This window comes from Pseudomonas sp. FFUP_PS_473 (genome assembly GCF_002858665.1).
In the GTDB taxonomy this organism is placed as follows: Bacteria; Pseudomonadota; Gammaproteobacteria; order Pseudomonadales; family Pseudomonadaceae; genus Aquipseudomonas; species Aquipseudomonas defluvii.
The window spans coordinates 24,899-50,511 of record NZ_PJQQ01000028.1 but is presented as its reverse complement, the minus strand read 5'-3'; the positions used below and the strand labels follow the sequence as shown (position 1 = coordinate 50,511).

Below are 25,613 nucleotides of genomic sequence, written 5' to 3'. Positions count from 1 at the left end.
GTCAGTCAAGCCCACACAATTGTCGTAACCGAGAGGTATCCAGATGCCGGTCGACCAGGTCGGCCAGGCGCTCGATGTCCAGTTCACGCAGGGCGTGATAGTCGACCTGTTCAACGTCGTCCAAGCCTGCCCAGCGCAACAGCGCGCTGCAGGAAGCGGGCGACTCGAACAAGCCGTGCAGGTAGGTACAGAGGATCTGCCCGTCGGCACTGATCGCACCGTCATGGCGACCATCGCTCAAGTACACGGCGGGATGCTCCAGTGCCGGGCCACGGCTGACCCCGGCATGAATTTCGTAGCCGCTGATCGCCGCGGCTTCCAGGGACAACTGACCGGCGACATTGCGCAACTGCTTCTCAGCTTCCAGTTCGGTGACAAAGTCCAGCAAGCCCAGGCCCGGGCTGGAACCGGCGGTACCTTCCAGGCCCAGCGGGTCGTCCACCCGCTGACCGAGCATCTGCAAGCCGCCACAGATGCCCAATACTTTCCCGCCGTAGCGCAAATGACGCGCGATAGCCGCTTCCCAGCCACGCTCACGCAATTGCGCCAGGTCGCCGCGCACGCTCTTGGAGCCTGGCAGGATAATCAGGTCGGCAGGCGGAATCGCCTGGCCGGGGCCGATGAACTGCAGGTCAACCTGCGGGTGCAGGCGCAACGGGTCGAAATCGGTGTGGTTGCTGATACGCGGCAACACCGGGACAATCACCTTGAGCACCTGCGCGACCTTGTCACCCTGACGCTGATCGAGACCGTCCTCGGCCTCCAGGTGCAGGTCCATCACATAGGGCAACACACCCAACACCGGCTTGCCGGTGCGTGCTTCCAGCCAATCGAGGCCAGGCTGAAGCAGGGCGATGTCACCACGAAAACGGTTGATCACAAAGCCTTTGACTCGCGCCTGCTCCGTTGGCGACAGCAGTTCCAGGGTGCCGACCAGGTGCGCAAATACCCCCCCCCGGTTGATGTCGGCGATCAGGATCACCGGGCAGTCCACCGCCTCGGCAAAGCCCATGTTGGCAATATCACCGGCACGCAGGTTGATTTCCGCCGGCGAGCCCGCCCCTTCGACCATCACCACGGGATACGTCTCGCTGAGCCGCCGATGCGATGCCAACACCGCCTGCATGGCGATGGCCTTGTAGTCGTGATACGCCACGGCGTTCATGTTGGTGACAGCACGCCCATGGACGATGACCTGGGCACCGGTATCACTGTTCGGTTTGAGCAGCACCGGGTTCATGTCGGTGTGCGGCGCCAGGCCTGCAGCCTGGGCCTGTACAGCCTGGGCTCGACCAATCTCGCCACCGTCGGCGGTTACCGCGCTGTTGAGTGCCATGTTCTGCGGCTTGAACGGTACGACGCCAACCCCCTGGCGTACCAGCCAGCGGCATAACGCGGTCACCAGGGTGCTCTTGCCAGCATCCGAGGTAGTGCCTTGCACCATCAGGGTCGTCATGGCTGCTCCTTGCAGTAGTCATTCAACGCGAGGCTCAGGCGCTGCCAATCGTCTTCCGTATCGGGCAAACCAAACCGCAAGCTGGCCGGTTGCTCGAACACGCGCAGCAAAATACCGCGTCGTGCCATGAACTCATGGATGTGGGCCGCCCGCTCAGTCACCAGGTACTGGAACAGGTCACAGCCACCACTGGGCGGCAAGCCGACCGCCTCCAGCAAAAGGGCCAGGCGCCGGCTCGCATCGGCACAACGCTTGATCTGCAATTGATGAGCGGCCCGGTCCTGCAGGCAGGCCTGCCCCAGCACACGGGTTGGCCCACTGACCGCCCACGGCCCGAGCTGCTCAGCCAGCAGTTGCAGCATTTGCCGCTCGGCCACGACAAACCCCAAACGCACCCCGGCAAGCCCGAAGAACTTGCCGAACGAACGCAACACAATCAGGCCGGGGCGATCCGCATAAGCCGCAATGCTCTGCGCGGGGGTGTTGTCCATGAACGCCTCGTCAACCAGCAACCAGCCACCATGCTGGGCCAGGCGCGCATGCCAGTTCAGCAGCTGCTCTGGTGACACGACGCGCCCGGTCGGGTTGTTGGGGTTGACCACCACCAGTACATCAAGGCTGTCGAGGTAGTGTTCGATCTGCGTCTCGTCCAGCTCACGCACCCGGTGCCCGGCACGCCGCCAGCCCTCGGCATGTTCGGCGTAACACGGCGACAGCACGCCGACCTTGCCAGTACGCCGCAGGCGCGGCAGCGCCTGAATAGCCGCCTGGGAACCCGCGACCGGCAGCAGGCGCTTGACGCCATAGTATTCGGCGGCAGCCTGCTCCAGGCCATCGTCGGTCTCCGGCAGCCGTGCCCAGGCCCGCAACGGAATCGGCGGGACACTGAATGGCCAGGGCGCGATGCCACTGGACAGGTCAAGCCAGCACTCCTGAGCAATACCGTACTGCTGGATCGCCCGCTGCAGGCGCCCTCCGTGTTCAAGCATAGAATTCAGCTCCCAGGCACAACACCAGCAACCACAACCAGACACCACGGCACACCAGTTGCCAGCCACGCTCGATAGCGTCGGCATCGGCTGCAGGGCCCTCGCCCAACTGAGCTCGCTCATGCAGTTCGCCATGGTAGACCGCCGCGCCCCCCAACTCGACACCCAGCGCGCCGGCCCCGGATGCCATCACCGGCCCGGCGTTCGGGCTGTCCCATTGCGGCGCCTGGCGACGCCAGCAACGCAAGGCCAGGCGAGTCTTGCCCAGCACGGCATAGGTCAGGGCCACCAACCGCGCAGGAATATAATTGAGTACATCGTCAATGCGCGCCGCCGCCCAACCGAAGCGTTCAAAACGCTCGTTGCGATAGCCCCACATGGCATCCAGGGTGTTGCTCAGCCGATAGAGCACCACTCCCGGCGCACCGGCGACGACAAACCAGAACAAGGCGGCAAACACGGCATCGCTGCCATTTTCCAACACCGACTCGGTAGCCGCCCGGGCGACGGCCGTCTCATCCAGCTCACGGGTCTCGCGACTGACCAGAAAACCGACCCGACGCCGTGCCTCGTCAAGGTTGCCTTGGCGCAAGGCATCGGCCACGGGCATGACATGCTCGCCGAGACTGCGCAGCCCCAAGGCACAATAGAGGGCGAGGATCTCCACCCCCCATCCGATGTAGGGCAACCAGGACAACAGCGTAGCCGCCAGGGTCAGTGGTACCACAGCAAGAAACCAGGCCGTGACACCATGGCTGCGCCAGCCACGCCCACCCGCATTGAAACGCTGTTCCAGGCGCGAGGCGAAGCGCCCGAAAGCGACCAGCGGATGGCGGCGCTTTGGCTCACCCAGCAGCGCATCCAGCGCCACACCGGCCACGCTCAGCAAAGCCACACTCATCAACGCTCTCCCCAATGGTTTTCATACAGCATGTCATCGAGCGGACGCGCCTTGGTCCAGCCTTCCAGTTCAAGCATTGGCGCAGGATAAAATGCCGCCACCGGCCCCAGGCAGAGCACGGCCAATGGCTTGGCCCCTTCGGGCATCCCCAGCAAATCCGCCAGTGCCTGTGGCTCGAACAACGATACCCAGCCCATCCCCAGCCCTTCGGCCCGCGCCGCCAACCAGAGGTTCTGGATAGCGCAGGAGAGTGACGCCAGGTCCATTTCCGGCAGCGTACGGCGACCGAAAATATGCCCCTCGCGCTTATCCATCAATGCCGCCACCAACACCTCGGCACAGTCGCTGATGCCTTCGACCTTGAGTTTCATGAAGTCGTCGGCACGCTCGCCAAGCGCTTCGGCCGTGCGCACCCGCTCCTGCTCCACGACCACCTGGATACGCTGACGCAAACTGCGGTCAGTAATACGGATAAAGCGCCAGGGTTGCATCAAGCCAACGCTGGGGGCCTGGTGCGCAGCCTGAAGCAGGCGCGCCAGAAGCTCAGGTGCCACCTTGCCGCCGATGAAGTGACGCATGTCACGGCGCTCGGCAATCACGCGGTACACCGCTGCCCGTTCGTCCGCGCTGAAATCGTGTTCGCTCATGGTGCCAGTAGCGCCGCCGACGCGTGGGGGTTGGAAGGAAAATAGAAATGCACATAGGAGGCGGTCAGCCGCCCACAGCGATAGACCGCTTCGGCTCCACGCCCACCATTGGGGCTCTGCCCGCGAGCAATCGGGGTCAACTCGGTCTGGGTCAACGAATGGTGGTAGGTGTGCCCGCGCAAGGTGCCTTCCGGCAATGCCACCGCTTGCAACGCCAGCGCCGCCAAGCGCTTTTGCATCACGGCCTCACCGGGCAACAGGCCGAGCAACTCGGCACGCTCACCCGCCACATCGGTGAGGGCATCCAGCAGGTAGAGCATGCCACCGCACTCGGCCAGCAGCGGCTTGCCCAATTGATGATGGGTACGAATGGCCGTCAGCATGGGTCTGTTGGCCGCCAGGGCCTGATGGTGCAGTTCAGGGTAGCCGCCCGGCAAATAGAGGCTGTCGGCCTCCGGTAACTGTTCGTCATGCAGCGGCGAGAAAAAGCTCAGGTGCGCGCCCATGTCGCGGAGCACATCGAGGTTGGCGCCATAGGTAAAGGCAAACGCCTCATCACGGGCCACTGCGATGCGGACACCGGCCAACAAAGGCTCAACCGTGTGCGGTTGGGGGGCTGAAAATGCCACGTTTGGTGGCAACGCCGATTCGCAACTTCCCCCCAGCGCCTCGGCAGCCGCATCCAGGCGCAGGTCGAGGTCGTTCAGTTCACTGGCCTGAACCAGCCCCAGGTGACGGCTCGGCAACTCGATGGCGGTTTCCCGTGACAGGCCGCCATACCAGCGCAGCCCCTCGGTGAGGCTACCCTCCAGCAGTTGTGCGTGGCGCAATGAACCGACGCGGTTGGCCAGTACGCCAGCAAATGGCAGGTCTGGCTGATAGCGTGCCAGGCCCAACGCCAGCGCACCGAAGGTTTGCGCCATGGCTGTACCGTCGATCACCGCCAGCACCGGCACACCAAAGTGCCGAGCCAGATCGGCACTGGATGGCGTACCGTCAAACAGGCCCATGACGCCCTCGATAAGAATCACATCGGCTTCAGCCGCTGCTTCCCACAGCAAGCGTCGGCTCTGCTCGGCGCCAATCATCCACAGGTCCAGCTGGTAGACCGGGGCGCCGCTTGCACGCTCAAGGATCATCGGATCGAGAAAGTCCGGGCCACATTTGAACACCCGCACCTTGCGACCCTGGTTGCGGTGCAGCCGCGCCAGCGCCGCAGTGACCGTGGTCTTGCCCTGACCGGACGCCGGCGCCGCAATCAATACTGCCGGGCAATGCCGGGTTTCACTCATAGCTCGACGCCTTTCTGGGCACGAATACCGGCCTGAAATGCATGCTTGATCATGCCCATCTCAGTGACGGTATCGGCCAGTTCGATCAGCTCCGGCTTGGCACCGCGACCGGTAACGATCACATGCTGCATCGGTGGCCGGGCCTGCAGGTCGGTGAGCACCTGATCCAGGTCGAGGTAGCCATGTTTGAGTGCGATGTTCAGTTCATCGAGCACCACCAGGCTGATGGTCGGATCCTGCAGCAACTCGCGCGTCACCACCCAGGCGGCTTCAGCCGCGGCAATGTCACGCTGCCGGTCCTGGGTTTCCCAGGTAAACCCCTCGCCCATCACGTGATAACGCACCTGCTCGGGGAAACGCCGGAAGAACAGTTCTTCTCCGGTGCTGTTGCGGCCCTTGATGAACTGCACCACGCCGCACTGCATGCCGTGGCCCATGGCGCGGGCAAGCATGCCGAACGCCGAACTGCTCTTGCCCTTGCCATTGCCGCTCAATACCAGCAGCAAGCCGCACTCGTTCGGGGAATTGGCAATACGCTCGTCGATCACCGCTTTTTTACGCAGCATGCGCGCCAAGTGGCGTTCGTCACGCTCGGTGGATTCAGTCATCGCTAGTCTCCGCAGGCAACTGTCGGCCGGGCACCACAGGCCATCGTCAGCAACGACGACCGGCACGGGCTGGGGTTTGGAAAGGCCACTGGGCGGCGCGACAGATGAATGGACAAAGCACACGAAAAACGCGCAGGGCTGCGGCCAGAGGCCGGCGTACCGCGCATCACCCTCCGTGATGCCGTTGGCTGTAACAGGCCGGTCTCCGGGCTTGTGAGCGGGGTCATGCACACCCTGGCGACGCGCCTTCCCGGGTCGTAGACCCCGTGGCCCTGCGTAACCTTGACTCACCTACCGTTGCGGGGGCAGCGCCGGAATCGCGCTGCAAGCGCCCACCGGCTTCCCTGTTTCACCCTGCCAACCGCCACGGCTGCAGAGCACCTGAAACAAGTCGCGAAGGTTAGAGGGTTGGGCCGGGAGCGTCAATTAAAGGTGTCAGAACACCTGCTGACGCCGTGCCATGCGCGAGGCGCGACAGACACGTTCAGCGCTTGCGGCATAAGGTCAGCCCATCCCCCAGCGGCAGCAACGACAAATCCACCCGCAGGTCGTCCTTCAATGCCGCGTTCAGCGCCTGGATTGCACGGGTGTCTTCACTGTCCGGTACGACCTGAAGCACGCGCCCACTCCACAGGGTGTTGTCGAACACCACCAGGCCACCCGGACGCAGCACGCGCAAGGCTTCCTCCAGGTAACGCGGGTAATTGGCCTTATCGGCATCAATGAAGATCAAGTCGAAGGATTCTGCATCGAGTGTTGCCAGGGTTTGCAGCGCCGGCCCCAGGCGCAACTCGATACACTCGGCAACACCGGCCTCTTGCCAGTAGCGCTGTGCCGTGGCGTTGTAATCGCCTGGCAGGTCGCAACACAGCAGATGCCCCCCATCCATGGCTTGCGCCATGCACAGGGCGCTGTAGCCAGTGAAGGTACCCACTTCGATGACTCGACGGGCACCGATCAACCGTATCAGCAAGGCGAGTAACTGCCCCTGTTCGGGCGCAACCTGCCAGCGCGCCTCTGGCAACGCCTGGGTTTCAGCACGCAGACGCGCCAACAGCGGCGTCTCACGCAGTGAAACACCTTGCAGGTAGTGATAGAGGGCATCGTCGAGGTAGAGCGTCTGACCGGTCATCGCCCACCTCGATTCAGATCAGGGGTTACGTGCCAGGTTCGGCTGCGGCGGTTGCAGCACACGCTTGGCGTTCAGGTAAGCCTTTTGCCAATAGCTGTTCGCGAGGTAGTCCAGTCGCACCGTACCACCGGTACGAGGCGCATGGACAAAACGCCCTTCGCCCACATAGATACCGGCATGGCTGACCTCGGAGCCACCATTGGTGGCAAAAAACACCAGATCGCCAGACTGCAGCGCATTACGTTCGATGTTCGGCGCACGAATGCCGATCATCTCGCGGGTAGAACGCGGCAGGGAAATACCTGCGGCATCACGATAAACATAGCCGATCAGGCCGCTGCAATCGAATCCGGAGTCCGGCGTGTTGCCACCCCAACGATACGGCGTACCCACCAGGCCCAAGGCGCGGAACAGTACATCTTCGGCAACCGGGGAGAAATAGACTTGCGGTGCCATGACCGCAGGCTCGACCACTCGCGGGGCCGGAGCCTGGGTTGAGCAGGCGCCCAGCAGGGCTGCCAGGGCAAGTACAGCGAAACGCGCCATCATCGACATAGTCAGAGCATCCTGTCTGAAGCCGGCTGGCACTTGGCCAGAAAATAGTGGTAGTGAAGATTAGACGCTTTCTAAAAACAAGTACGGCGACGCACCCGAGGGCTACGTCGCCGTGTCAAACCTGATCGAGGCTCAGTTACGCGAAATGGTGGTCGGACCCGCCATTGCCAGCGCGCGCTTGGCTTCGATGAAGGTTTTGCTCCAGTAGCGATCGCCAAGGCTGTCGATTCGCACACCACCGCTACGACGGCTGCTGGAGTGAATGAACTGATCGTCGCCCAGGTAGATACCGGCGTGGCTGACACGGCCGCGACCATTGGTGCTGAAGAACAGCAAATCGCCAGGCTTGAGGTTGTTACGCGCAACCTGTGGTGCCTTGACGTTGATCATCTCGCGGGTAGAGCGAGGCAGCTTCATGCCAGCTTCTTCACGAAACAGATAACCGATGAAACCGCTGCAATCGAAGCCCGAGGCCTCGGAAGTACCGCCGAAACGGTAACGGGTACCGATCAGGGACATACCGCGCTCAAGAATGTTATCGGCCAGCGCAGGCAGCTGGTAAGGCTTGCTGCTGCCGAACTCGCTCAGCTCTTCTTCAGTAGCCAGTTCTTCATCAAACACCGAAGAGGTGCCAGAGGATTTGACCGAACCGTGATGAGCAGCGATGGATTGCTGCTCCTGCTGCTGCGATACAGGGCTATGCGCCGCGCAGCCAAAAAGCAGGGTTACAAGTGCGAGGGGCACGAGGGGTGCGAAGCGATTTAGCATGGGCACGACCGTGTCTAGAGTTCAATGAGGGGGAAACTATGCCCTCTATCGAGTCGATTTGCAAATTCAATCGAAAAAAATGTGACTTTTATGTGCCGAGGCTCTAGATCGCCGCTACCAGCCCAGGGTCTCCTTTAAAAAGGGGATCGTAAGCTTGCGCTGCGCTTGCAGCGACGCCTGATCGAGGCGTTCGAGCAGATCGAACAGCGCACTCATGCTGCGGGTGCCACGGGTAAGAATGAAGTGCCCAACCTCATCGGTCAGGTGCAGGCCACGGCGCGAAGCACGCAGTTGCAGGGCGCGCAGCTTGTCTTCATCGGACAATGCACGCATCTGGAAGATCAGCGCCATGGTCAGGCGCGACTTGAGGTCAGCCAGCTTGATCGGCAGCTCGCGAGGCGAACTGGACGCAGCAATCAACAACCGTCGACCGCTGTCACGCAGGCGGTTGAACAGGTGAAACATCGCCTCTTCCCACTCTGGCTTGCCGGCAATGGCCTGCAAGTCGTCGAGGCAGACCAGTTCGTACTGTTCGAGGTTATCCAGCAGTTCTATGCCACGGTCGAGCAACTGCGCCAGCGGCAGATAGACCGCCGGCTCGCCCATCTGCTCAAAACGCAGGCAGGCCGCTTGCAACAGGTGAGTGCGACCCACGCCCTGCTTGCCCCACAGATAGATAAGGCTTTCGGTCCAGCCGGCGTCGGCTTCGCAGAGTCGCTCGACGTAGCCCAATGCTGCGGCGTTGGCACCCGGATAGTAGTTGATGAAGGTGGCGTCATCACGTAGACGCACACCCAGGGGCAACTGGATCGGTTTCATGCTGGCTGGGCGGCTTGGGAAGCCGCAAAGGGCCTTTCTTGAAAAGTCTGCAAAGTTTATACCCGTGAGGTCACTCGCACAATCGCAGAAGACCATAAGCAAAATCAAAGGCTTGCATTAGATGCCTGGCGCGAGTGCAAGCCTTCTGATATCAGCCTAAAGATCAGGATCGATCTGGCCCGCATAAATATCGGATTCTTTATAAAGGTCATGGACATGCCGCACCAAAACCATGATCACCGCCGCAACAGGCAAGGCCAGCAACACACCGGTAAAGCCGAACAACTCACCGCCGGCAAGTATGGCGAAAATCACCGCCACCGGGTGCAGGCCAATGCGATCGCCGACCAGCATGGGCGTCAACACCATCCCTTCGAGCATCTGGCCAATCATGAACACGGCGACAATGCCGAGCAGCGGATACAACTCGCCGCCAAACTGGAACAGCCCGGCGACTATTGCCGCGCCAATGCCGATGATAAACCCCATGTACGGCACGATGGCGGCCAGCCCGGCCAGCACACCGATCAACAAGCCGAGCTCAAGCCCGACCAGCATCAACCCGGCCGCATAGATCACGCCCAGCGCCAGCATTACCAGCAACTGGCCACGAACGAACGCCCCCAGCACTTCGTGACACTCGCCAGCCAGCACGACCACTTGGGCCTCACGCTGACGCGGCAACAGGCTGCGCAACCGGGCCATCATCAGGTCCCAATCGCGCAGCAGGTAGAAACCCACCACTGGAATCAAGACCAGGTTGGCCAACCAGCCGAGCAACGCCAGGCCCGATGCCGTCGCCTGAGACAACACCACACCGACGATGTCGCTGGTTTGCCCCATATGCGCACTGATCGCGGCCTTGACCTTGTCGAAACGCCAGAAACCGTCCGCCAGCCCCAGGCGCGCCTGCACCCAGGGCAATGCTACGTGTTGCAACCAATCCAGCATCTGCGGTGTCAGCTCATAGAGCCGCACCAGTTGCTTGGCCAGCATGGGAATCAACACCAGCAACAGGGCCAGCAACACCAGTCCGAACAGGCTGAAGACCACTACCACACCCCAGGTGCGTGACAGCCCTGCACGTTCCAGCCGATCAACCAGCGGGTCGGCCAGGTACGCCAGCATGATCCCGACCAGGAATGGCGAGAGAATCGCGTGCAACCAATACACCAGGGCTGCACAGAGCAACGCCATGCCCAACCACACCCAGCGGCGCGTACCCGTCATCAGTAACTCCCTTTACCAGCGAAAACGCAGGCCATTGAACGGCTGAACAGACGCAGCGCTTGTACCGGCAACCGCCGGATCAGCGCTGACCGGCGCAGTCGCGATCGGCGTGCTTGCAGGCACCTCCTGCAACCTGGCCAGGCCAAGCTGGGCACGCAGTTGCTCACTGCTACCGGTGACCGAGTAGGTCAGTACGTCCTTCTCGGCACTGACCAAGCGTGCACCAAATGGCTCCAGCACACGGCCCAACTCGGCATAACGCTCCAGATTCGCACCTTGCACCTGTAGCTGCATTTCACTGCTGGCTCCCGGGCGCGCAACGAATCGCGACGCCAAACGACTGCTCACTGCCAGCATTACCGCATCGGCCAGGGCTGCTGGGTCCGCACCCTCAACCTTGCCCTGCTCACGCTGGTCGCCCTGCCAGAGGCGCCAGGTACCCTGCCATTTGCCGTCGGCCTCGGTGGCATGCACTGCCAACAACGCATCGGCACCATAACGCTCGGAGGCATCGCGCAACGGCGCCGGGTCGGTACCTTCCAGGTTTTTCGCGGTAGCGACCAACTGCTCGCCCAGATCACCCAGCGGCAAGCGCAGAGGCAGACCACGGTGCTGGGCCGCACGACGCAACGCCGCGGCACTGCTTTGCCCGTCGCCGACCAGGTTCGAACCTTCAGCGCTATCGTTCAACCACCAACCGAGAATCGCCGGACGATTATTCCCCCACAGGGCCAAGCCCGCCTGGCGCAGCGCCCGATCAGTTGTGCCCGGGTCGAAGTCCACCAACAGGGTTTCGGGCGGGCCGGCTTCATAGCCAAACTGACTGATGATCTGTTGCGGGTCTTTGCGAAGGGCCACGACGGCGGGGTTCTGCAGGGCTTTACTGTCACCGGTCAGGCGCAACACCAGGGTATTGAGCGCCTGTTCGGTAGCCTGGGTGCGTGCCTCGGCGCCTTGGCCGCTGACCGGTTGACGCACCTGGTACAAACCGGAGAGGGTTTCGGCCTGAGCGGTCAGGCCAAACAGCGCGACACAGCCGAGGACCAGATATGAGCACAAACGCATGTGGGACTCCCGTCCATTCATAAATAGAGGCACCGCTTGACCGCGCCCGGGGTTGAGACCACAGGCCCCGGTAAAACATTCAATCGTCACGGCATTTTCATCAGTACACCATGGCTATACCTTATACAGCCCATGGCGCGGCAACCAGTCGCAGGTGGTTAATCATCATTTTTCTGTCGATTGAGGCTCTACCCGTCGGCCTGAGGATGGCCGCTACCCGGTAACCCTGATAAAATCGCGCGCCTTCGCAGACCGGCGACGGTCAGGCAGCAGGAAAACCTCCGCTTTGCCTGGCAGGTCACGGTCGATTCCCCCGAATCCCTCCCCCCTAAAGGCCTGGATCATGAGCAAGCAACCCTCCCTGAGCTACAAGGACGCCGGTGTAGACATCGACGCCGGTGAAGCATTGGTCGAACGCATCAAAGGCGTGGCCAAGCGCACGGCGCGCCCGGAAGTCATGGGCGGCCTGGGCGGTTTTGGCGCCCTCTGCGAAATCCCGGCCGGCTACAAACAGCCGGTTCTGGTCTCGGGTACCGACGGTGTCGGCACCAAGCTGCGTCTGGCGCTGAACCTGAACAAGCACGACAGCATCGGCATCGACCTGGTCGCCATGTGCGTGAACGACCTGGTGGTCTGTGGCGCCGAGCCACTGTTCTTCCTTGACTACTATGCCACTGGCAAGCTCAACGTCGACACCGCAGCCCAGGTGGTTACCGGTATTGGCGCGGGTTGCGAACTGGCTGGCTGCTCGCTGGTCGGTGGTGAAACCGCCGAAATGCCGGGCATGTACGAAGGCGAAGACTACGACCTGGCAGGCTTCTGCGTCGGCGTGGTCGAGAAAGCCGACATCATCGACGGCTCCCGTGTTGCCAACGGCGACGCGCTGATCGCCCTGCCATCGTCCGGCCCGCACTCCAACGGCTACTCGCTGATCCGCAAGATCATCGAAGTCGCTGGCGCGGACATCGAGAACATCCAGCTCGACGGCAAACCGCTGACCGACCTGCTGATGGCCCCGACCCGCATCTACGTCAAGCCACTGCTCAAGCTGATCAAGGAGACTGGCGCGGTCAAGGCCATGGCGCACATCACCGGCGGCGGCCTGCTCGACAACATCCCGCGTGTACTGCCAAAAGGCGCACAGGCGGTTGTCGATGTCGCCAGCTGGGAGCGTCCAGCCGTGTTCAACTGGCTGCAAGAGCAAGGCAACGTCAACGAGACCGAAATGCACCGCGTACTGAACTGCGGCGTCGGCATGGTCATCTGCGTGGCTCAGGACGATGTCCAGCGCGCGCTGGACGTGCTGCGTGAAGCCGGCGAGCAGCCATGGGTGATCGGCCAGATCGCCGCCGCTGCCGAGGGCGCTGCCCAGGTCGAGCTGAAAAACCTCAAGGCGCACTAATGCCGAGCACGCTCTGTGATGTAGTGGTACTGCTGTCGGGTTCCGGCAGCAACCTGCAAGCGCTGATCGACAGCACCCGCACCGAGGGCAACCCGGTGCGGATCCGCGCGGTGATTTCCAACCGCGCCGATGCCTACGGCCTGCAACGCGCCCGCGATGCAGGCATCGACACCGCCGTACTCGACCACAAGGCCTTCGATGGCCGCGAGGCGTTCGATGCGGCGTTGATCGAGCTGATCGACGGCTACTCACCGCAACTGGTCGTACTGGCCGGGTTCATGCGCATTCTCAGTGTCGGATTCGTCCGCCACTATCAGGGCCGGCTGTTGAACATCCACCCCTCCCTACTGCCCAAGTACAAGGGCCTGCACACCCATCAACGCGCGCTGGAAGCCGGCGATCGCGAACATGGCTGCAGTGTCCACTTCGTCACCGAGGAACTCGACGGCGGACCACTGGTCGTACAAGCAGTAATACCGGTAGAGTTGGACGACACGCCAGAAAGCCTGGCACAAAGGGTTCACCGCCAGGAACATCAGATTTACCCGCTGGCTGTTCGCTGGTTCGCTGAAGGTCGTTTACGCTTGGGCGAAACCGGTGCGTTAATGGATGGCCAGCCTCTGGCGGCCAGCGGCCACTTGATTCGACCCTAGGAGATTTTATGCGTCGCGCTCTGCTTTTCGCCCTCGCCGTGCTTGCGTTACCGCTTCAGGCAGCCGAGCTGAAGCCCTACTCGGCCAGCTACACCGCCGACTGGAAACAGCTGCCCATGAGCGGCACCGCCGAGCGCAGCCTGGTCAAGAATGCCAACGGTACCTGGAGCCTCAACTTCAAGGCCGCGATGATGATCGCCAGCCTGACCGAGCAAAGCACCTTGCGCATGGACAAGGACACCCTGCTGCCACAAACCTACCACTTCGAACGTGGCGGCTTGGGCAAGGCGAAAAAAGTTGATCTGGACTTCGACTGGTCAAGCAACATGATCACCGGCACCGACCGTGGAGATGCCGTAAAGCTGCCACTCAACCGTGGCGTGCTGGACAAGTCCTCGTATCAGCTTGCACTGCAACATGACGTTGCCGCTGGCAAGAAAAGCATCAGCTACCAAGTGGTCGATGGCGACGAGATCGACACCTACGACTTCCGCGTCCTGGGCACCGAGAAAGTCTCGACCAAGGCCGGCCAGGTTGACGCCATCAAGGTCGAGCGCGTACGCGACCCAAGCCAGAGCAAGCGCATCACTGAACTGTGGTTCGCCAAGGACTGGGACTACCTGCTGGTACAACTGCGCCAGGTTGAAACCGACGGCAAGGAATACGTGATCATACTGCAGGACGGTACGGTCGACGGAAAACCTGTCAAAGGCAACTGAAGCCCGACAGCACACCTGAAAACCCCGCGCTGTGCGGGGTTTTCAGTATCAGCGCCAATAACGACAAACCCCGCCGAAGCGGGGTTTGTCGCTTTACCACATCAGATCATCAGGGATCTGATAGGCCGCGTACGGATCATCGGCATCCGGCTCCTCAACCTGAGTGTTGAGCAGGACGATACGCTTGGGATCGCGCTCCTGGATCTTCAGCGCAGCTTCACGTGGAATCACTTCGTAACCTCCACCATGATGAACGATAGCCAACGAGCCACTGCTCAGCTTGCTCCGCATCAGGGCGTTGACCGACAGGCGCTTGACCTTCTTGTCGTCCACGAAGTTGTAGTAGTCCTCAGTGTTCAGCTTGGGCAAGCGCGACACTTCAATCAGTTGCTTGACCTGAGCAGCACGGGCCTTCTGCTCGGCCTTCTCCTGCTGCTGACGGTTCAGCTCCTGGTCGCGCTTGGCCTTCTCGGCCATGGCTTCCTTGGCCAGCCGCTGCTGGGTGTCATCAACTTCTACCTGGCCTTTATGCTCCAGGCGTTTTTGCTTCTTCTGCTCTTTGGTGACCTGCTTGACCTGCTTCTGGTTGACCAGACCGGCCTTGAGCAATTGGTCACGAAGGGAAAGACTCATGGATGCTTACTCACTTATGCAACAGTTCAGCCGCAGCTGGACAGGTTCTTTTCCTGACGTTTGGCCTCGCCCCAGAGCGCGTCCAAGTCTTCGAGGGTGCAATCTTCAATCGGACGGCCCATATCGCGCAATGCCTGTTCGATAAAACGGAAGCGTCTTTCGAACTTGCCATTGGCGCTACGCAGCGCTGTTTCCGGATCGACTTTCACATGCCGCGCCAGATTGACGGCGGCAAACAACAAGTCACCCACCTCGTCGGCCAATGCCGCCGGGTCATTGTCGGCCATGGCCTGGAGCACTTCATCGAGCTCCTCACGGACCTTGTCCAACACGGGCAAGGCATCAGGCCAGTCAAAGCCGACCTGAGCCGCTCGCTTTTGCAGCTTGGCCGCTCGCGACAAGGCCGGCAAGGCTGCCGGCACGTCATCGAGCAGCGACAACTGCTCAGGCTCGGCCTTCTCGGCGCGCTCCTGAGCCTTGATTTCTTCCCAGCGCTGCTTGACCTGGCCTTCATCGAGGCGCGGCGTATCCAGCGGCGCATACAGCTCCCCCGTTGGAAACACATGGGGATGACGACGAATCAGTTTGCGAGTGATGCTATCGACTACAGCCTCAAACTCGAAACGCCCCTCCTCCCGGGCCAATTGGCTGTAATACACCACCTGAAACAGCAGATCGCCCAACTCACCTTGCAGGTGCTCGAAATCACTGCGCTCGATGGCATCAGCCACCTCGTAGGCTTCTTCAAGCGTGTAGGGAACAATGCTCGCGTAGGTCTGCTTGAGGTCCCACGGGCAACCGTACTGCGGATCACGCAGGCGCGCCATGAGATGAAGCAGGTCGTCTAGGGTGTACATCATGGGTTCTCTGTGTCGGAGGGCCTGGCATCATCGCCCGCACTGCTGCTCCCGGGGAAACTGGCAGTGCGGGCGAAAGCACCTCAGGAAGTACGATTACGCCGCGTCTCGATGATGTTCGGCAATTGCGAAATACGCCCCAACAAGCGTCCTAGTGCATCAAGCCCCGGGATTTCGATGGTCAGCGACATCAGCGCGGTATTATCTTCCTTGTTCGAGCGGGTGTTGACCGCCAGCACGTTGATCTTCTCGTTAAGCAGCACTTGAGAGACGTCACGCAGCAAGCCCGGACGGTCGTAGGCACGGATGACGATATCCACCGGATACGTCTGCACCGGTACCGGCCCCCAGCTTACCTGAATGATCCGCTCCGGCTCACGCCCCGCCAACTGCAACGCCGAAGCGCAATCCTGGCGGTGGATGGTCACGCCGCGGCCCTGGGTGATATAGCCAACGATGGCATCACCCGGCAGCGGTTGGCAGCAACCCGCCATCTGCGTCAGCAGGTTACCCACGCCCTGGATCTGGATATCACCGCGCTTGCCCGGTTTGATACCGGTCGCCTTGCGGGTGATGAACTCCAGTTGCTCAACACGCTCCGGCTCCACCAGTTGCTGTGCGGCGTTGACCAAATGAGCCAGGCGCAGGTCGCCCGCGCCCAACGAGGCAAACATATCCTCGGCGGTCTTGACGTTGGCTTTTTCCGCCAGGCGCTCAAAGTCCACCTGGGGCAGACCGAGCCGCGTGAGCTCACGCTCAAGCAAGGTCTTGCCTGCGGCAACGTTCTGATCACGAGCCTGCAGCTTGAACCAGTGTACGATCTTGGCCCGTGCCCGCGAGGTGGTGACATAGCCCAGGTTCGTGTTCAGCCAGTCCCGGCTCGGATTACCGTGCTTGCTGGTGATGATTTCGACCTGCTCACCGGTCTGCAGGCTGTAGTTGAGGGGTACGATCCGCCCATTGATCTTGGCGCCGCGGCAGTTGTGGCCAATTTCGGTATGCACGCGGTAGGCGAAGTCGAGCGGGGTCGCGCCCTTGGGCAGGTCAATGGCATGCCCGTCCGGGGTAAAGACATAGACCCGATCCGGCTCGATGTCGACCCGCAACTGTTCAGCCAGGCCACCAATATCGCCCAGCTCTTCATGCCACTCGAGGACCTGACGCAGCCAGGAAATTTTCTCTTCATAGTGGTTGGAGCTGGATTTGACATCCGTGCCCTTGTAGCGCCAATGCGCACAGACGCCGAGCTCGGCCTCTTCATGCATGGCGTGGGTACGGATCTGAACCTCCAGTACCTTGCCCTCTGGGCCGATAACCGCAGTATGCAGGGAGCGGTAACCATTCTCCTTGGGGTTGGCGATGTAGTCGTCGAACTCCTTGGGAATGTGCCGCCAAAGGGTATGCACGATACCCAGCGCGGTGTAACAGTCGCGCATTTCCGGAACCAGCACGCGCACCGCCCGCACGTCGTAGATCTGGCTGAACTCCAGGCCCTTGCGCTGCATTTTGCGCCAGATCGAATAGATATGCTTGGCACGGCCACTGATGTCAGCCTTGACCCCGGTAGCCAGCAGTTCGTTCTGCAGCTGATTCATGACATCAGAAATGAAGCGCTCGCGATCCAGCCGGCGCTCATGCAGCAACTTGGCGATCTGCTTGTACTGTTCAGGCTCCAGGTAGCGGAAGGACAGGTCTTCCAGCTCCCACTTGATATGCCCGATACCCAGGCGATGCGCCAACGGCGCGTAGATATCGAACACTTCGCGGGCGACCCGGTGGCGCTTCTCGTCGTCGGCACTCTTCACCGCACGGATCGCACACGTGCGCTCAGCCAGCTTGATCAGGGCCACGCGCACATCGTCGACCATGGCCACGAGCATCCTGCGCAGGTTTTCAACCTGCGCCTGAGAGCCAAGTACCAAGGAATGACGCGGATTGAGGCTATCGGTGATGGCCGCCATACGCAGCACACCATCGATCAGCTTGGACACGACCTGACCAAAGCGCTGGCCCACCTCGGCCAGGGTTACCTTGCCTTCGCGCACAGAGCGATAGATGACCGCGGCCACCAGAGAATCCTGATCAAGCTTCAGATCAGCGAGAATTTCCGCGATCTCAAGCCCGGCCTGAAAACTCGACGTACCGTCGGCCCAGGAATGCTTGGCCGGGTTGCCCTTTTTCTCGACATCCTGGGTGAACTCACAGGCGGCCTTGAGGGCTTCCCGGTCCAGCGCCGTATCGACGCTGACCACATGATCCAGCCATGCCTCGAGATTGATACTACCGTCGGTGTTGACCGGCTGGTGCACTCTCACCTGTACCATCTTTGTTTACCTTTCCCTACCGCGCATACGTAATGCGCTTGAAATCACAGGCGTTGCCCCTGCCGGATCCAAGGGGCAACCGCCGAACGGGCTTGCTACGCTAGCCCGCCTCGAATAACGCCATGGCCTCGACATGGGCCGTCTGAGGAAACATGTCGAGTATCCCGGCACACTTTAACCGGTAACCCTGCCCGAGCAACGCTTGGGTATCGCGCGCCAGAGTGGCCGGGTTACACGAAACATAGACCAGACGCTTGGCACCCAGGTTCGCAATATTTCTGACCACCTCAAGCGCACCGTCCCGTGGTGGATCCAAGAGTACCGCAGAAAAGCCCTCACCGGCCCACTCCATGCCTGCCAGAGGTTGGGACAAATCGGCCTGAAAAAAGCGCACGTTATGCAAATTATTACTGCGGGCGTTTTCCGCGGCACGATCGACCATGGTCTGCACCCCTTCCACCGCCACGACTTCACGGGCTTGTCGGGCGAGTGGCAAAGCGAAGTTACCCAGGCCGCAGAACAGGTCAAGCACACGCTCGTCATTCTGCGGTGCCAGCCAGGCCAGTGCCTGTTCGATCATCGCGGTATTGACCTGGGCATTGACCTGAACGAAGTCACCTGGGCGGTAGGCCAGCTCCAGGCCCCACGGCTCAAGAACAAAACCCAACGCCTGGCTCGGATCAACCGCGGTCGGCTCACCCTCTCCCTGCAACCAGAGTTGCACGCCAGCGTCGTTACAGAACGCCTGCAGTTGCTGTAGATCGCCCTCCGCCAGCGGAGCGGTATGGCGCAGCAACAGCGCCAGCGCCGTACCGCTGAACAATTCGACATGGCCGATCACTTGAGGTTTGCGCAAGCCGCGCAACACGGCAGGCAACTGCTGCATGATCGGCTGCAGGGCGTCGACCAGCACCGGACATTCATCGATCGCAACGATATCCTGACTGGCCTCGGCACGGAAACCAACCTCCAGGTGTTTGGCGCGGGCATCCCAACGCACTGCAACGCGCGCACGCCGCCGGTAGCCGAACTCAGGCCCACTCAGCGGCGGTGCCCAGTGCTCAGGCTCAACGCCCGCTACACGCTGCAACTGTTCGGCGAGCAGGCGCTGCTTGAGCGCCAACTGCTCGGCATGGGGCAGGTGCTGCAGGTTGCAGCCACCGCAACGGGCCGCATGCGCGCAAGGGGCCGTACGCCGCAGCGGGCTGGCGCTGAATACACGCTCCAGACGTGCCTCGACCACCTTGCCATGGGCGCTGAGCACCCGCGCTTCGACCTCTTCACCCGCCAGCGCACCGCTGACAAACCAGGTACGCCCCTCAACAAATGCGATGCCACGGCCGTCGCCGGACAAGCGTTCGAGTGTCAGGCGCTGCTTCTTGCCAACAGGAACCTGTGGGGTACGGCTGCCGCCGGCCGGCTGAAAGCGCAGGCCGCTATTACGTTTATTCTTGGACATCAGTTACCAGCGTCAAAAATGCCGGTCGACAAGTAACGGTCGCCACGGTCGCAAATGATCGCCACCATGACCGCGTTCTCTACCTCGCGAGACAGGCGCAACATGGCCGCCACGGCACCGCCAGAGGACACGCCACAGAAAATACCTTCTTCACGGGCCAGACGGCGGGTGGTGTCTTCTGCCTCGGCCTGGGACATATCGACCACACGGTCAACGCGCTCGGCCTCGAAGATTTTCGGCAGGTACTCGTGCGGCCAACGGCGAATGCCAGGAATAGCAGAACCTTCCATCGGCTGCAGGCCGACGATCTGCACCGCCGGGTTCTGCTCCTTCAGGTAGCGCGAGCAGCCCATGATGGTACCGGTGGTACCCATGGAGCTGATGAAATGGGTAATGGTGCCCTGGGTCTGGCGCCAGATTTCCGGGCCAGTGCTGACGTAATGGGCTTCAGGGTTATCACCATTGCCGAACTGGTCGAGCACCTGGCCACGGCCTTCGGCCTGCAGCCGCCCGGCCAGATCACGGGCACCTTCCATGCCCTCTTCCTTACTGACCAGGATCAGCTCGGCACCATAGGCGGTCATGGCCGCCTTGCGCTCGGCGCTGGAGTTGTCCGGCATGATCAGAATCATCTTGTAGCCCTTGATCGCCGCTGCCATGGCCAGGGCAATCCCGGTATTACCCGAGGTCGCTTCGATCAGGGTGTCACCCGGCTTGATCTGCCCGCGCAGTTCGGCACGGGTAATCATCGACAACGCTGGCCGGTCCTTGACCGAACCTGCCGGGTTATTGCCTTCAAGCTTGAGCAGGAGGGTGTTGCTCGTATCGCCAGCAATGCGCTGCAGGCGAACCAAGGGCGTGTTGCCGACGCAATCGGCGATCGTAGGGTACTGCAAGGTCATGGCGTATTCGCAATCCAGACTGCGGGGGTATTCATCATACCGGCAAACGGCGTGCGCCCATATCACGCAATGTATGCTCCTTATAGTCTTGAGCTATAAGCTCGGTTGCAGCAGGCAATTGCATCAGCAGCCGCAGACCTTCATCAGTATTCTGCGCCCATAGCTGCCCGCCTTGGCGCGTCAGCGCATTGCGGGCGATGCTCAACCCCAGGCCAAAGCCGCCATCACCGGGGCGTGAACCATCCAACCGGGCAAAAGGATCAAAAATACGCTCCAGTTCGCCCTTGGCCACGCCGCCCCCCTGATCGTCTATCCAGAGTACCCACAGGCTGCCGCTACGGCGCCCACTCAGGCGAATCACTCCTTCGGCAGGTGAATGCCGGATGGCATTGCGCAGAATGTTTTCCAATGCCTGGGCCAGGCTGTTGAGGTTACCCAGCACCCAGCAGGAGCCGTCCAGCGAGCACTGCAGTTGATCCGCCGACCAGCCACTTTCAAAGCAGGCATCCTCGACCAGCATCTCCCACAGTGCCTGTACCTGGATCGGCTCCCTGGTCAGAGGGCTTTGCTCAGCATCAAGCCATGCCAGTTGCAGCGCATCTTCAACCAGCCGCTGCATGCCGTCAACCTCGCGGCTCAAGCGCTCACGCAAGCCCCGCTCATCAACCTCCGAGTCACAGGCAACACGCAACCGACTGAGGGGCGTACGCAACTCATGAGACAAGTCTCGCAGCAACTGCTGCTGCAGAGTAACGGTACGTTGTAGCCGTTGGGCCATATCATCGAATGCACGCCCCAGCTCGCCAAGTTCATCACGCCGGCTGGTGGTCGTACTGGCTACCCGCGCTGAAAGCTGATTGGCCCGCCAGGCGTTGGCCTGGTGACGCAGTTGGTTCAACGGCATGATCAACATGCGGTAGAGCCCGACACAGAACAGTAACGTCAACAGACCAGGAATCAGCCCATTGATAACCACGGCCCAGAACAACGTGACATGGCGCTGGGGCATCAATCGCTGCGGCAACTCGATGACCAGACTGCCCTGAGTGGCGTCCAGGGGAAAAGGCAGCTTGATCCAGGGGGGCTGCGTGGCGCGGCGACTGATCGGCCAATCAACCCCGCGCAGGGCGGTCAGGCGCTGGCTTTCGGCGTCACTCAAAGGCAGGCTGCCAAGGGATTGCAAATCACGGCCAATGACCCCGACCCAGACATCTTCACGGCGACGCATACCTTCCAGCCAAGCATCGACCGCCGCCTCTGAGCCGCCTCGCCAGGCCTGTTCGGCGTCTGCTGCATACGCCTCGAGCGTTGCTCGTGCGGTGCTTGAGAGAAAGGCTGTACGGGTCTCCATTTGACGGCCCCAGGTCCAGCTCAACGCGATCATCAGCAGGCAGAAGCCCACCAGCAGAACGGCCAGCTTCCAGAACAGTGAATAACGACCGGGCACTTAACCGGCCTCGACAGCGCTGAGCCGGTAGCCTTTGCCCCAAACAGTCAGCACTTGCCGCTCCAGGTAACCAATGCGCTTCAGTTTCCGGCGAATCTGGCTCACATGCATATCCAGGCTACGGTCGTGCCGGGAGTAACCGCGCTGCAGTACCTGCTGGTAGAGGAACGGCTTGCTCAGTACCTCTTCGACATTGCGCTGAAGGGTTTCCAGCAGGCGATATTCACTGGGGGTCAGCCCGGCCCAGCGTTGCTCGAAACACACATCAGTGATCCGCTCATCGAACAGCAGCCCGCCTGAAAGCATCGGCTCGGGTTGCTGGTGGCGTCGCTCCAGTGCAACCCGGCGCAGGATCGCTTCGACCCGCACCCGTAACTCAGCAATGCTGAAGGGCTTGGGCAAGTAATCGTCCGCGCCTCGCTGAAAGCCACTGATACGGTCGGCCTCCGCGCCCAGGGCGGACATCAGAATGACCGGCGTCGAACTGCACGCACGCAACTGCGACAAGGCATCCAGGCCATTCAATCCCGGCAGCAGGATATCCATCAACACGACATCGAAAGGCTCACGCGTTGCCAGCGCCAACCCCTCACCGCCATCCCGGCACCAGGTCACCCGAAAGCCACTGCGTTGCATCTGTTCATGCACGTAGCTACCCAGGATCGGGTCGTCTTCAATTGCAAGAATGTTGGGGACAGGCGTAATTACGGGACTCATTGGTAGACGCTAGTAATTCTCAATAACATGATTATTCAGATTACATACGCATCAAGCAACCAATTACCGACAAACATCTAGGAAAATTCCCACAGAAAGATAAAAGTAGATACAAATGAGTGCATTGCTTCGGTAGTCGCGGTAATTTTCCGACTTGGGCCGCCACTTCGATCTTACGGCGTCTTACAGCAATTGCCTGAGCACAGGAGAGTGGCGTGCTGAATAGATTGGGTATCAGAAGCCGTGTGCTGTTGCTCGCGCTCTTGCCGACCAGCCTGATGGCGCTGGTACTGGGTGGCTATTTCACCTGGCTGCAGCAAAACGAGTTGCAGTCCCAACTGCTGCAACGCGGCAAGATGATTGCGGAACAACTGGCCCCTCTGGTGGCACCGGCACTGGTCAGCAACAACCCCGCACAACTGGAGCGCATCGCCGCCCAGGCACTGGAACAAGCCGATGTACGTGCGGTAGGTTTTCTTGCGCCCGACCGCAGCAGCCTTGCCCATGCCGGACCGAGCATGCTCAACCAGGCACCCAATGGCGACACAACCCAGTTGTTGCAGCGCAGCGGCAGCGACGCGACGCGCTACCTGCTACCGGTATTTGGCCGCCATCGCGATCTGGCGGGCGAATTGATTCCCGGCGAATCCCACCGCCTGCTCGGCTGGGTGGAAGTCGAACTGTCCCATGACGGCACACTGCTACGGGGCTACCGCAGCCTCTTTGCCAGCATGCTGCTGATTTTCATCGGCCTGGCTGTAACCGCTCTGGTTGCCTTGCGCATAAGCCGGACCATCAACGGCCCTTTAGGGCAGATCAAGCATGCGGTGAACCAGCTCAAGGACGGCAACCTGGAGCAACGCCTACCTACGCTGGGGAGTTACGAACTGGACGAGCTGGCCGACGGCATCAACCGCATGGCCCAAACCCTGCAAAACGCCCATGAAGAACTGCAGCACAGCATCGACCAGGCAACAGAGGATGTTCGCCAGAACCTGGAAACCATCGAAATCCAGAACATCGAGCTGGACATGGCGCGCAAGGAAGCCCTGGAAGCCAGCCGGATCAAGTCAGAGTTTCTGGCCAACATGAGCCATGAGATCCGTACCCCGCTCAACGGCATCCTCGGTTTTACTCACCTGCTGCAGAAAAGCGAGCTTAGCCCGCGCCAGCTTGAGTACCTGGGCACCATTGAGAAGTCTGCCGACAACCTGCTGGGCATCATCAACGAGATTCTCGACTTCTCGAAAATCGAGGCTGGGAAACTGGTGCTCGACAGTATTCCGTTCAACCTGCGCGACGTCATTCAGGAAACCCTGACCATTCTCGCCCCTTCGGCCCACGCCAAGCAGCTTGAACTGGTCAGCGTGATTTACCGCGACACCCCGTTGTCGCTGGTTGGCGACCCGCTGCGACTGAAGCAGATCATCACTAACCTGGTCAGCAACGCCATCAAGTTCACGCGTGAGGGCACCATCGTCGCACGTGTGATGCTAGAGGATGACGACGATGATCAGGAGGACAGTGTCCACCTGCGCATCAGCGTTCAGGACACAGGCATCGGGCTGTCGCCGCAAGACGTGCGTGCCCTGTTCCAGGCATTCAGCCAAGCCGATAACTCCCTCTCCCGCCAGCCAGGTGGAACGGGGCTAGGGCTGGTGATTTCCAAGCGACTGATTGAACAGATGGGCGGCGAAATTGGTGTCGACAGTACCCCGGGCGAAGGCTCTCAGTTCTGGGTCAGCCTACGCTTGCCTAAAGCCCTGGATGATGCTGAAGACCTGCCGCCATCGTCGCTGCAGGGACGCCGCACCGCCATAATCGACCCGCACCCCCTGGCGTGCCAGGCCCTGCAGCACCAACTGCAGGACTGCGGGCTGAGCATTACGGTGTTCAACACGCTCGATCAGTTGCTCAATGGCATGGATGCGGCTCGCCTGGCCGGCCAGCCATTTGAGCTGGCGGTGCTCGGCGTAAGCCTTGCCAACCTGTCCCCTGAGCGACTTGGACAGCACGTGCAAACCCTCGAAAAACAGGGTTGCCAGACCATGGTGCTGTGCCCGACCACCGAGCAACGCGCGTTTCAAGCCTGCCTGCCGAACCCGCACAGCCAATTGCAGGTCAAACCAACCTGTACCCGCAAACTGCGCCGCGCCCTGCTGGATTTGACCGAACCACGACGCAGTGAGGCAGAACTGACGCGTCAAGTGCCGGGGCAGCGCCAACCCAAAGTGCTGTGTGTCGACGACAACCCTGCCAACCTGCTCCTGGTACAAACACTGTTGGAAGACCTTGGCGCCTCGGTAGAGGCCGTCGATAGCGGCAGCGCGGCGATCAAGGCGGTACAGGAGGACTGCTTCGACCTCGTTCTGATGGACGTACAGATGCCGGGCATGGACGGGCGCGAATGCACCGAACAAATACGTCTCTGGGAAACCGCAAACGATAGCTCAGCGCTGCCGATCGTGGCACTGACCGCCCACGCGATGGCCAACGAAAAACTCGCCTTGCTGCACAGCGGTATGGACGACTACCTGACCAAGCCAGTCAGTGAGCGGCAATTGGCCCAGGTCCTGCTGAAATGGACGGGGCTCTCACTGGCCAAGCCGCCTGTAGAACGTTTCAGCGAGCGCCCGGTCGACAGTGCCGAACTCAAAGTACTCGACCCGGAAGAAGGCCTGCGTCTGGCCGCTGGTAAACCGGACCTGGCGGCTGACATGCTGGCAATGCTGCTGGCCTCACTGGACGCCGACCGCGATGCCATCCGTACCGCACGCCATGCGAGTGACCGCACCGCGCTGATCGAACGGGTTCACCGTCTCAATGGCGCCACCCGCTATTGTGGTGTGCCGCAACTGCGCGCCGCCTGCCAGCGCTGCGAGACGTTACTTAAACAAAATGCGCCGCAAGCCCAACAGGCCCTCGACGAACTGGATCGCGCCCTTGCCCGGCTCAGCGCCCAGGCGCGGCTGAGCGTCTGACCTGAGGCAAAGCCAGCAGCGTGGCTGTTGTTTAAACTGGCGGCATTCGATGCCAAG

General features: G+C 61.2%; 23 protein-coding genes and 1 riboswitch. Of the genes, 4 read left to right on the top strand and 19 right to left on the bottom strand.

Going from position 1 to position 25,613, the window contains the following annotated elements; translation table 11 throughout:
- Position 1 precedes the first annotated feature (1 nt).
- The 12 genes from CYD26_RS18460 to CYD26_RS18405 form a co-directional block, all read right to left on the bottom strand.
- Positions 2 to 1,456 (bottom strand): cobyric acid synthase, encoded by a 1,455-nt coding sequence (locus CYD26_RS18460; RefSeq protein ID WP_102053274.1) that lies wholly within the window; start codon positions 1,454 to 1,456, stop codon positions 2 to 4.
- Complete coding sequence (cobD, locus tag CYD26_RS18455) at positions 1,453 to 2,445, bottom strand: threonine-phosphate decarboxylase CobD (RefSeq protein WP_102053273.1); 993 nt, start codon at positions 2,443 to 2,445, stop codon at positions 1,453 to 1,455. Before cobD ends, CYD26_RS18460 begins: the two co-directional genes overlap by 4 nt.
- Positions 2,438 to 3,346: an adenosylcobinamide-phosphate synthase CbiB gene (gene cbiB / locus CYD26_RS18450; protein WP_065760520.1), complete on the bottom strand. Its 909-nt coding sequence runs from the start codon at positions 3,344 to 3,346 to the stop codon at positions 2,438 to 2,440. The genes cobD and cbiB overlap by 8 nt, the downstream gene beginning before the upstream one ends.
- Entirely contained in the window at positions 3,346 to 3,993 is a 648-nt protein-coding gene (gene bluB / locus CYD26_RS18445; protein WP_065760519.1) for a 5,6-dimethylbenzimidazole synthase, read from the bottom strand. Before bluB ends, cbiB begins: the two co-directional genes overlap by 1 nt.
- Positions 3,990 to 5,285, bottom strand: coding sequence for a cobyrinate a,c-diamide synthase (locus CYD26_RS18440; RefSeq protein ID WP_102053272.1), 1,296 nt, complete (start codon positions 5,283 to 5,285; stop codon positions 3,990 to 3,992). The genes bluB and CYD26_RS18440 overlap by 4 nt, the downstream gene beginning before the upstream one ends.
- Complete coding sequence (gene cobO, locus CYD26_RS18435) at positions 5,282 to 5,893, bottom strand: cob(I)yrinic acid a,c-diamide adenosyltransferase (protein WP_102053271.1); 612 nt, start codon at positions 5,891 to 5,893, stop codon at positions 5,282 to 5,284. The genes CYD26_RS18440 and cobO overlap by 4 nt, the downstream gene beginning before the upstream one ends.
- Before the next feature lie 178 nt (positions 5,894 to 6,071).
- Positions 6,072 to 6,293, bottom strand: a riboswitch (cobalamin riboswitch).
- 84 nt (positions 6,294 to 6,377) lie between these two features.
- The gene (locus CYD26_RS18430; protein ID WP_099775560.1) at positions 6,378 to 7,025 is read right to left on the bottom strand and encodes an O-methyltransferase; all 648 of its coding nucleotides are present in this window, start codon (positions 7,023 to 7,025) and stop codon (positions 6,378 to 6,380) included.
- An 18-nt stretch (positions 7,026 to 7,043) separates the two neighbouring features.
- A complete protein-coding gene (locus CYD26_RS18425) occupies positions 7,044 to 7,580 on the bottom strand; it encodes a C40 family peptidase (RefSeq protein WP_099775561.1) in 537 nt (178 codons plus the stop codon).
- 132 nt (positions 7,581 to 7,712) lie between these two features.
- Entirely contained in the window at positions 7,713 to 8,348 is a 636-nt protein-coding gene (locus CYD26_RS18420) for a C40 family peptidase (protein ID WP_065760514.1), read from the bottom strand.
- A gap of 114 nt (positions 8,349 to 8,462) precedes the next feature.
- Positions 8,463 to 9,167 carry a DnaA regulatory inactivator Hda gene (gene hda, locus CYD26_RS18415; RefSeq protein ID WP_065760513.1) on the bottom strand — a complete coding sequence of 235 codons (705 nt, stop codon included), beginning with the start codon at positions 9,165 to 9,167 and terminating at the stop codon, positions 8,463 to 8,465.
- A 156-nt stretch (positions 9,168 to 9,323) separates the two neighbouring features.
- Positions 9,324 to 10,397, bottom strand: a complete 1,074-nt coding sequence (locus tag CYD26_RS18410) for an AI-2E family transporter (RefSeq protein ID WP_099775563.1) — start codon at positions 10,395 to 10,397, stop codon at positions 9,324 to 9,326.
- Positions 10,398 to 10,409: 12 nt separating this feature from the next.
- Entirely contained in the window at positions 10,410 to 11,462 is a 1,053-nt protein-coding gene (locus CYD26_RS18405; protein WP_102053270.1) for a DUF2066 domain-containing protein, read from the bottom strand.
- Between the two features lie 343 nt (positions 11,463 to 11,805).
- Between CYD26_RS18405 and purM the strand changes: the two genes are divergently transcribed.
- Genes purM through CYD26_RS18390 form a run of 3 tightly spaced genes read left to right on the top strand, consistent with a single transcriptional unit; the run spans position 11,806 to position 14,236 of the window.
- The gene (gene purM / locus CYD26_RS18400) at positions 11,806 to 12,864 is read left to right on the top strand and encodes a phosphoribosylformylglycinamidine cyclo-ligase (protein ID WP_099775564.1); all 1,059 of its coding nucleotides are present in this window, start codon (positions 11,806 to 11,808) and stop codon (positions 12,862 to 12,864) included.
- Entirely contained in the window at positions 12,864 to 13,517 is a 654-nt protein-coding gene (purN, locus tag CYD26_RS18395; protein WP_102053269.1) for a phosphoribosylglycinamide formyltransferase, read from the top strand. Before purM ends, purN begins: the two co-directional genes overlap by 1 nt.
- Before the next feature lie 8 nt (positions 13,518 to 13,525).
- Entirely contained in the window at positions 13,526 to 14,236 is a 711-nt protein-coding gene (locus CYD26_RS18390) for a DUF3108 domain-containing protein (protein ID WP_065761445.1), read from the top strand.
- 93 nt (positions 14,237 to 14,329) lie between these two features.
- On the opposite strand, the gene CYD26_RS18385 is transcribed toward CYD26_RS18390, so the two are convergent.
- From CYD26_RS18385 to CYD26_RS18355, 7 genes are all read right to left on the bottom strand, one after another.
- Complete coding sequence (locus CYD26_RS18385; RefSeq protein ID WP_065761444.1) at positions 14,330 to 14,869, bottom strand: DUF2058 domain-containing protein; 540 nt, start codon at positions 14,867 to 14,869, stop codon at positions 14,330 to 14,332.
- A 26-nt stretch (positions 14,870 to 14,895) separates the two neighbouring features.
- A complete protein-coding gene (mazG, locus tag CYD26_RS18380; RefSeq protein WP_102053285.1) occupies positions 14,896 to 15,726 on the bottom strand; it encodes a nucleoside triphosphate pyrophosphohydrolase in 831 nt (276 codons plus the stop codon).
- Positions 15,727 to 15,809: 83 nt separating this feature from the next.
- The gene (gene relA, locus CYD26_RS18375; protein WP_065761442.1) at positions 15,810 to 18,050 is read right to left on the bottom strand and encodes a GTP diphosphokinase; all 2,241 of its coding nucleotides are present in this window, start codon (positions 18,048 to 18,050) and stop codon (positions 15,810 to 15,812) included.
- Between the two features lie 100 nt (positions 18,051 to 18,150).
- Positions 18,151 to 19,509 carry a 23S rRNA (uracil(1939)-C(5))-methyltransferase RlmD gene (rlmD, locus tag CYD26_RS18370; RefSeq protein WP_102053268.1) on the bottom strand — a complete coding sequence of 453 codons (1,359 nt, stop codon included), beginning with the start codon at positions 19,507 to 19,509 and terminating at the stop codon, positions 18,151 to 18,153.
- Positions 19,509 to 20,411 (bottom strand): cysteine synthase CysM, encoded by a 903-nt coding sequence (gene cysM / locus CYD26_RS18365; protein ID WP_065761440.1) that lies wholly within the window; start codon positions 20,409 to 20,411, stop codon positions 19,509 to 19,511. The genes rlmD and cysM overlap by 1 nt, the downstream gene beginning before the upstream one ends.
- 34 nt (positions 20,412 to 20,445) lie before the next feature.
- Positions 20,446 to 21,858, bottom strand: coding sequence for a cell wall metabolism sensor histidine kinase WalK (locus tag CYD26_RS18360; protein WP_305886600.1), 1,413 nt, complete (start codon positions 21,856 to 21,858; stop codon positions 20,446 to 20,448).
- On the bottom strand, positions 21,859 to 22,575 hold the full coding sequence (locus CYD26_RS18355) for a response regulator transcription factor (protein ID WP_102053267.1): 717 nt from the start codon (positions 22,573 to 22,575) through the stop codon (positions 21,859 to 21,861).
- Positions 22,576 to 22,790: 215 nt separating this feature from the next.
- Here CYD26_RS18355 and CYD26_RS18350 point away from each other — a divergent pair, with 215 nt between their 5' ends.
- Positions 22,791 to 25,556, top strand: a complete 2,766-nt coding sequence (locus tag CYD26_RS18350; protein WP_102053266.1) for a response regulator — start codon at positions 22,791 to 22,793, stop codon at positions 25,554 to 25,556.
- The last annotated feature ends 57 nt before the right edge of the window (positions 25,557 to 25,613 follow it).

Excerpts from the sequence above, each read along its gene's own strand:
- CYD26_RS18355 (WP_102053267.1), bottom strand. The coding sequence starts at position 22,575 with ATGAGTCCCGTAATTACGCCTGTCCCCAACATTCTTGCAATTGAAGAC.
- rlmD (WP_102053268.1), bottom strand. The coding sequence starts at position 19,509 with ATGTCCAAGAATAAACGTAATAGCGGCCTGCGCTTTCAGCCGGCCGGC.
- hda (WP_065760513.1), bottom strand. The coding sequence starts at position 9,167 with ATGAAACCGATCCAGTTGCCCCTGGGTGTGCGTCTACGTGATGACGCC.
- mazG (WP_102053285.1), bottom strand. The coding sequence starts at position 15,726 with ATGTACACCCTAGACGACCTGCTTCATCTCATGGCGCGCCTGCGTGAT.
- purN (WP_102053269.1), top strand. The coding sequence starts at position 12,864 with ATGCCGAGCACGCTCTGTGATGTAGTGGTACTGCTGTCGGGTTCCGGC.
- CYD26_RS18405 (WP_102053270.1), bottom strand. The coding sequence starts at position 11,462 with ATGCGTTTGTGCTCATATCTGGTCCTCGGCTGTGTCGCGCTGTTTGGC.
- cysM (WP_065761440.1), bottom strand. The coding sequence starts at position 20,411 with ATGACCTTGCAGTACCCTACGATCGCCGATTGCGTCGGCAACACGCCC.
- purM (WP_099775564.1), top strand. The coding sequence starts at position 11,806 with ATGAGCAAGCAACCCTCCCTGAGCTACAAGGACGCCGGTGTAGACATC.
- cobO (WP_102053271.1), bottom strand. The coding sequence starts at position 5,893 with ATGACTGAATCCACCGAGCGTGACGAACGCCACTTGGCGCGCATGCTG.
- cobD (WP_102053273.1), bottom strand. The coding sequence starts at position 2,445 with ATGCTTGAACACGGAGGGCGCCTGCAGCGGGCGATCCAGCAGTACGGT.
- CYD26_RS18385 (WP_065761444.1), bottom strand. The coding sequence starts at position 14,869 with ATGAGTCTTTCCCTTCGTGACCAATTGCTCAAGGCCGGTCTGGTCAAC.
- CYD26_RS18425 (WP_099775561.1), bottom strand. The coding sequence starts at position 7,580 with ATGTCGATGATGGCGCGTTTCGCTGTACTTGCCCTGGCAGCCCTGCTG.
- CYD26_RS18410 (WP_099775563.1), bottom strand. The coding sequence starts at position 10,397 with ATGACGGGTACGCGCCGCTGGGTGTGGTTGGGCATGGCGTTGCTCTGT.
- CYD26_RS18460 (WP_102053274.1), bottom strand. The coding sequence starts at position 1,456 with ATGACGACCCTGATGGTGCAAGGCACTACCTCGGATGCTGGCAAGAGC.
- cbiB (WP_065760520.1), bottom strand. The coding sequence starts at position 3,346 with ATGAGTGTGGCTTTGCTGAGCGTGGCCGGTGTGGCGCTGGATGCGCTG.
- CYD26_RS18420 (WP_065760514.1), bottom strand. The coding sequence starts at position 8,348 with ATGCTAAATCGCTTCGCACCCCTCGTGCCCCTCGCACTTGTAACCCTG.
- CYD26_RS18440 (WP_102053272.1), bottom strand. The coding sequence starts at position 5,285 with ATGAGTGAAACCCGGCATTGCCCGGCAGTATTGATTGCGGCGCCGGCG.
- relA (WP_065761442.1), bottom strand. The coding sequence starts at position 18,050 with ATGGTACAGGTGAGAGTGCACCAGCCGGTCAACACCGACGGTAGTATC.
- CYD26_RS18390 (WP_065761445.1), top strand. The coding sequence starts at position 13,526 with ATGCGTCGCGCTCTGCTTTTCGCCCTCGCCGTGCTTGCGTTACCGCTT.
- bluB (WP_065760519.1), bottom strand. The coding sequence starts at position 3,993 with ATGAGCGAACACGATTTCAGCGCGGACGAACGGGCAGCGGTGTACCGC.
- CYD26_RS18430 (WP_099775560.1), bottom strand. The coding sequence starts at position 7,025 with ATGACCGGTCAGACGCTCTACCTCGACGATGCCCTCTATCACTACCTG.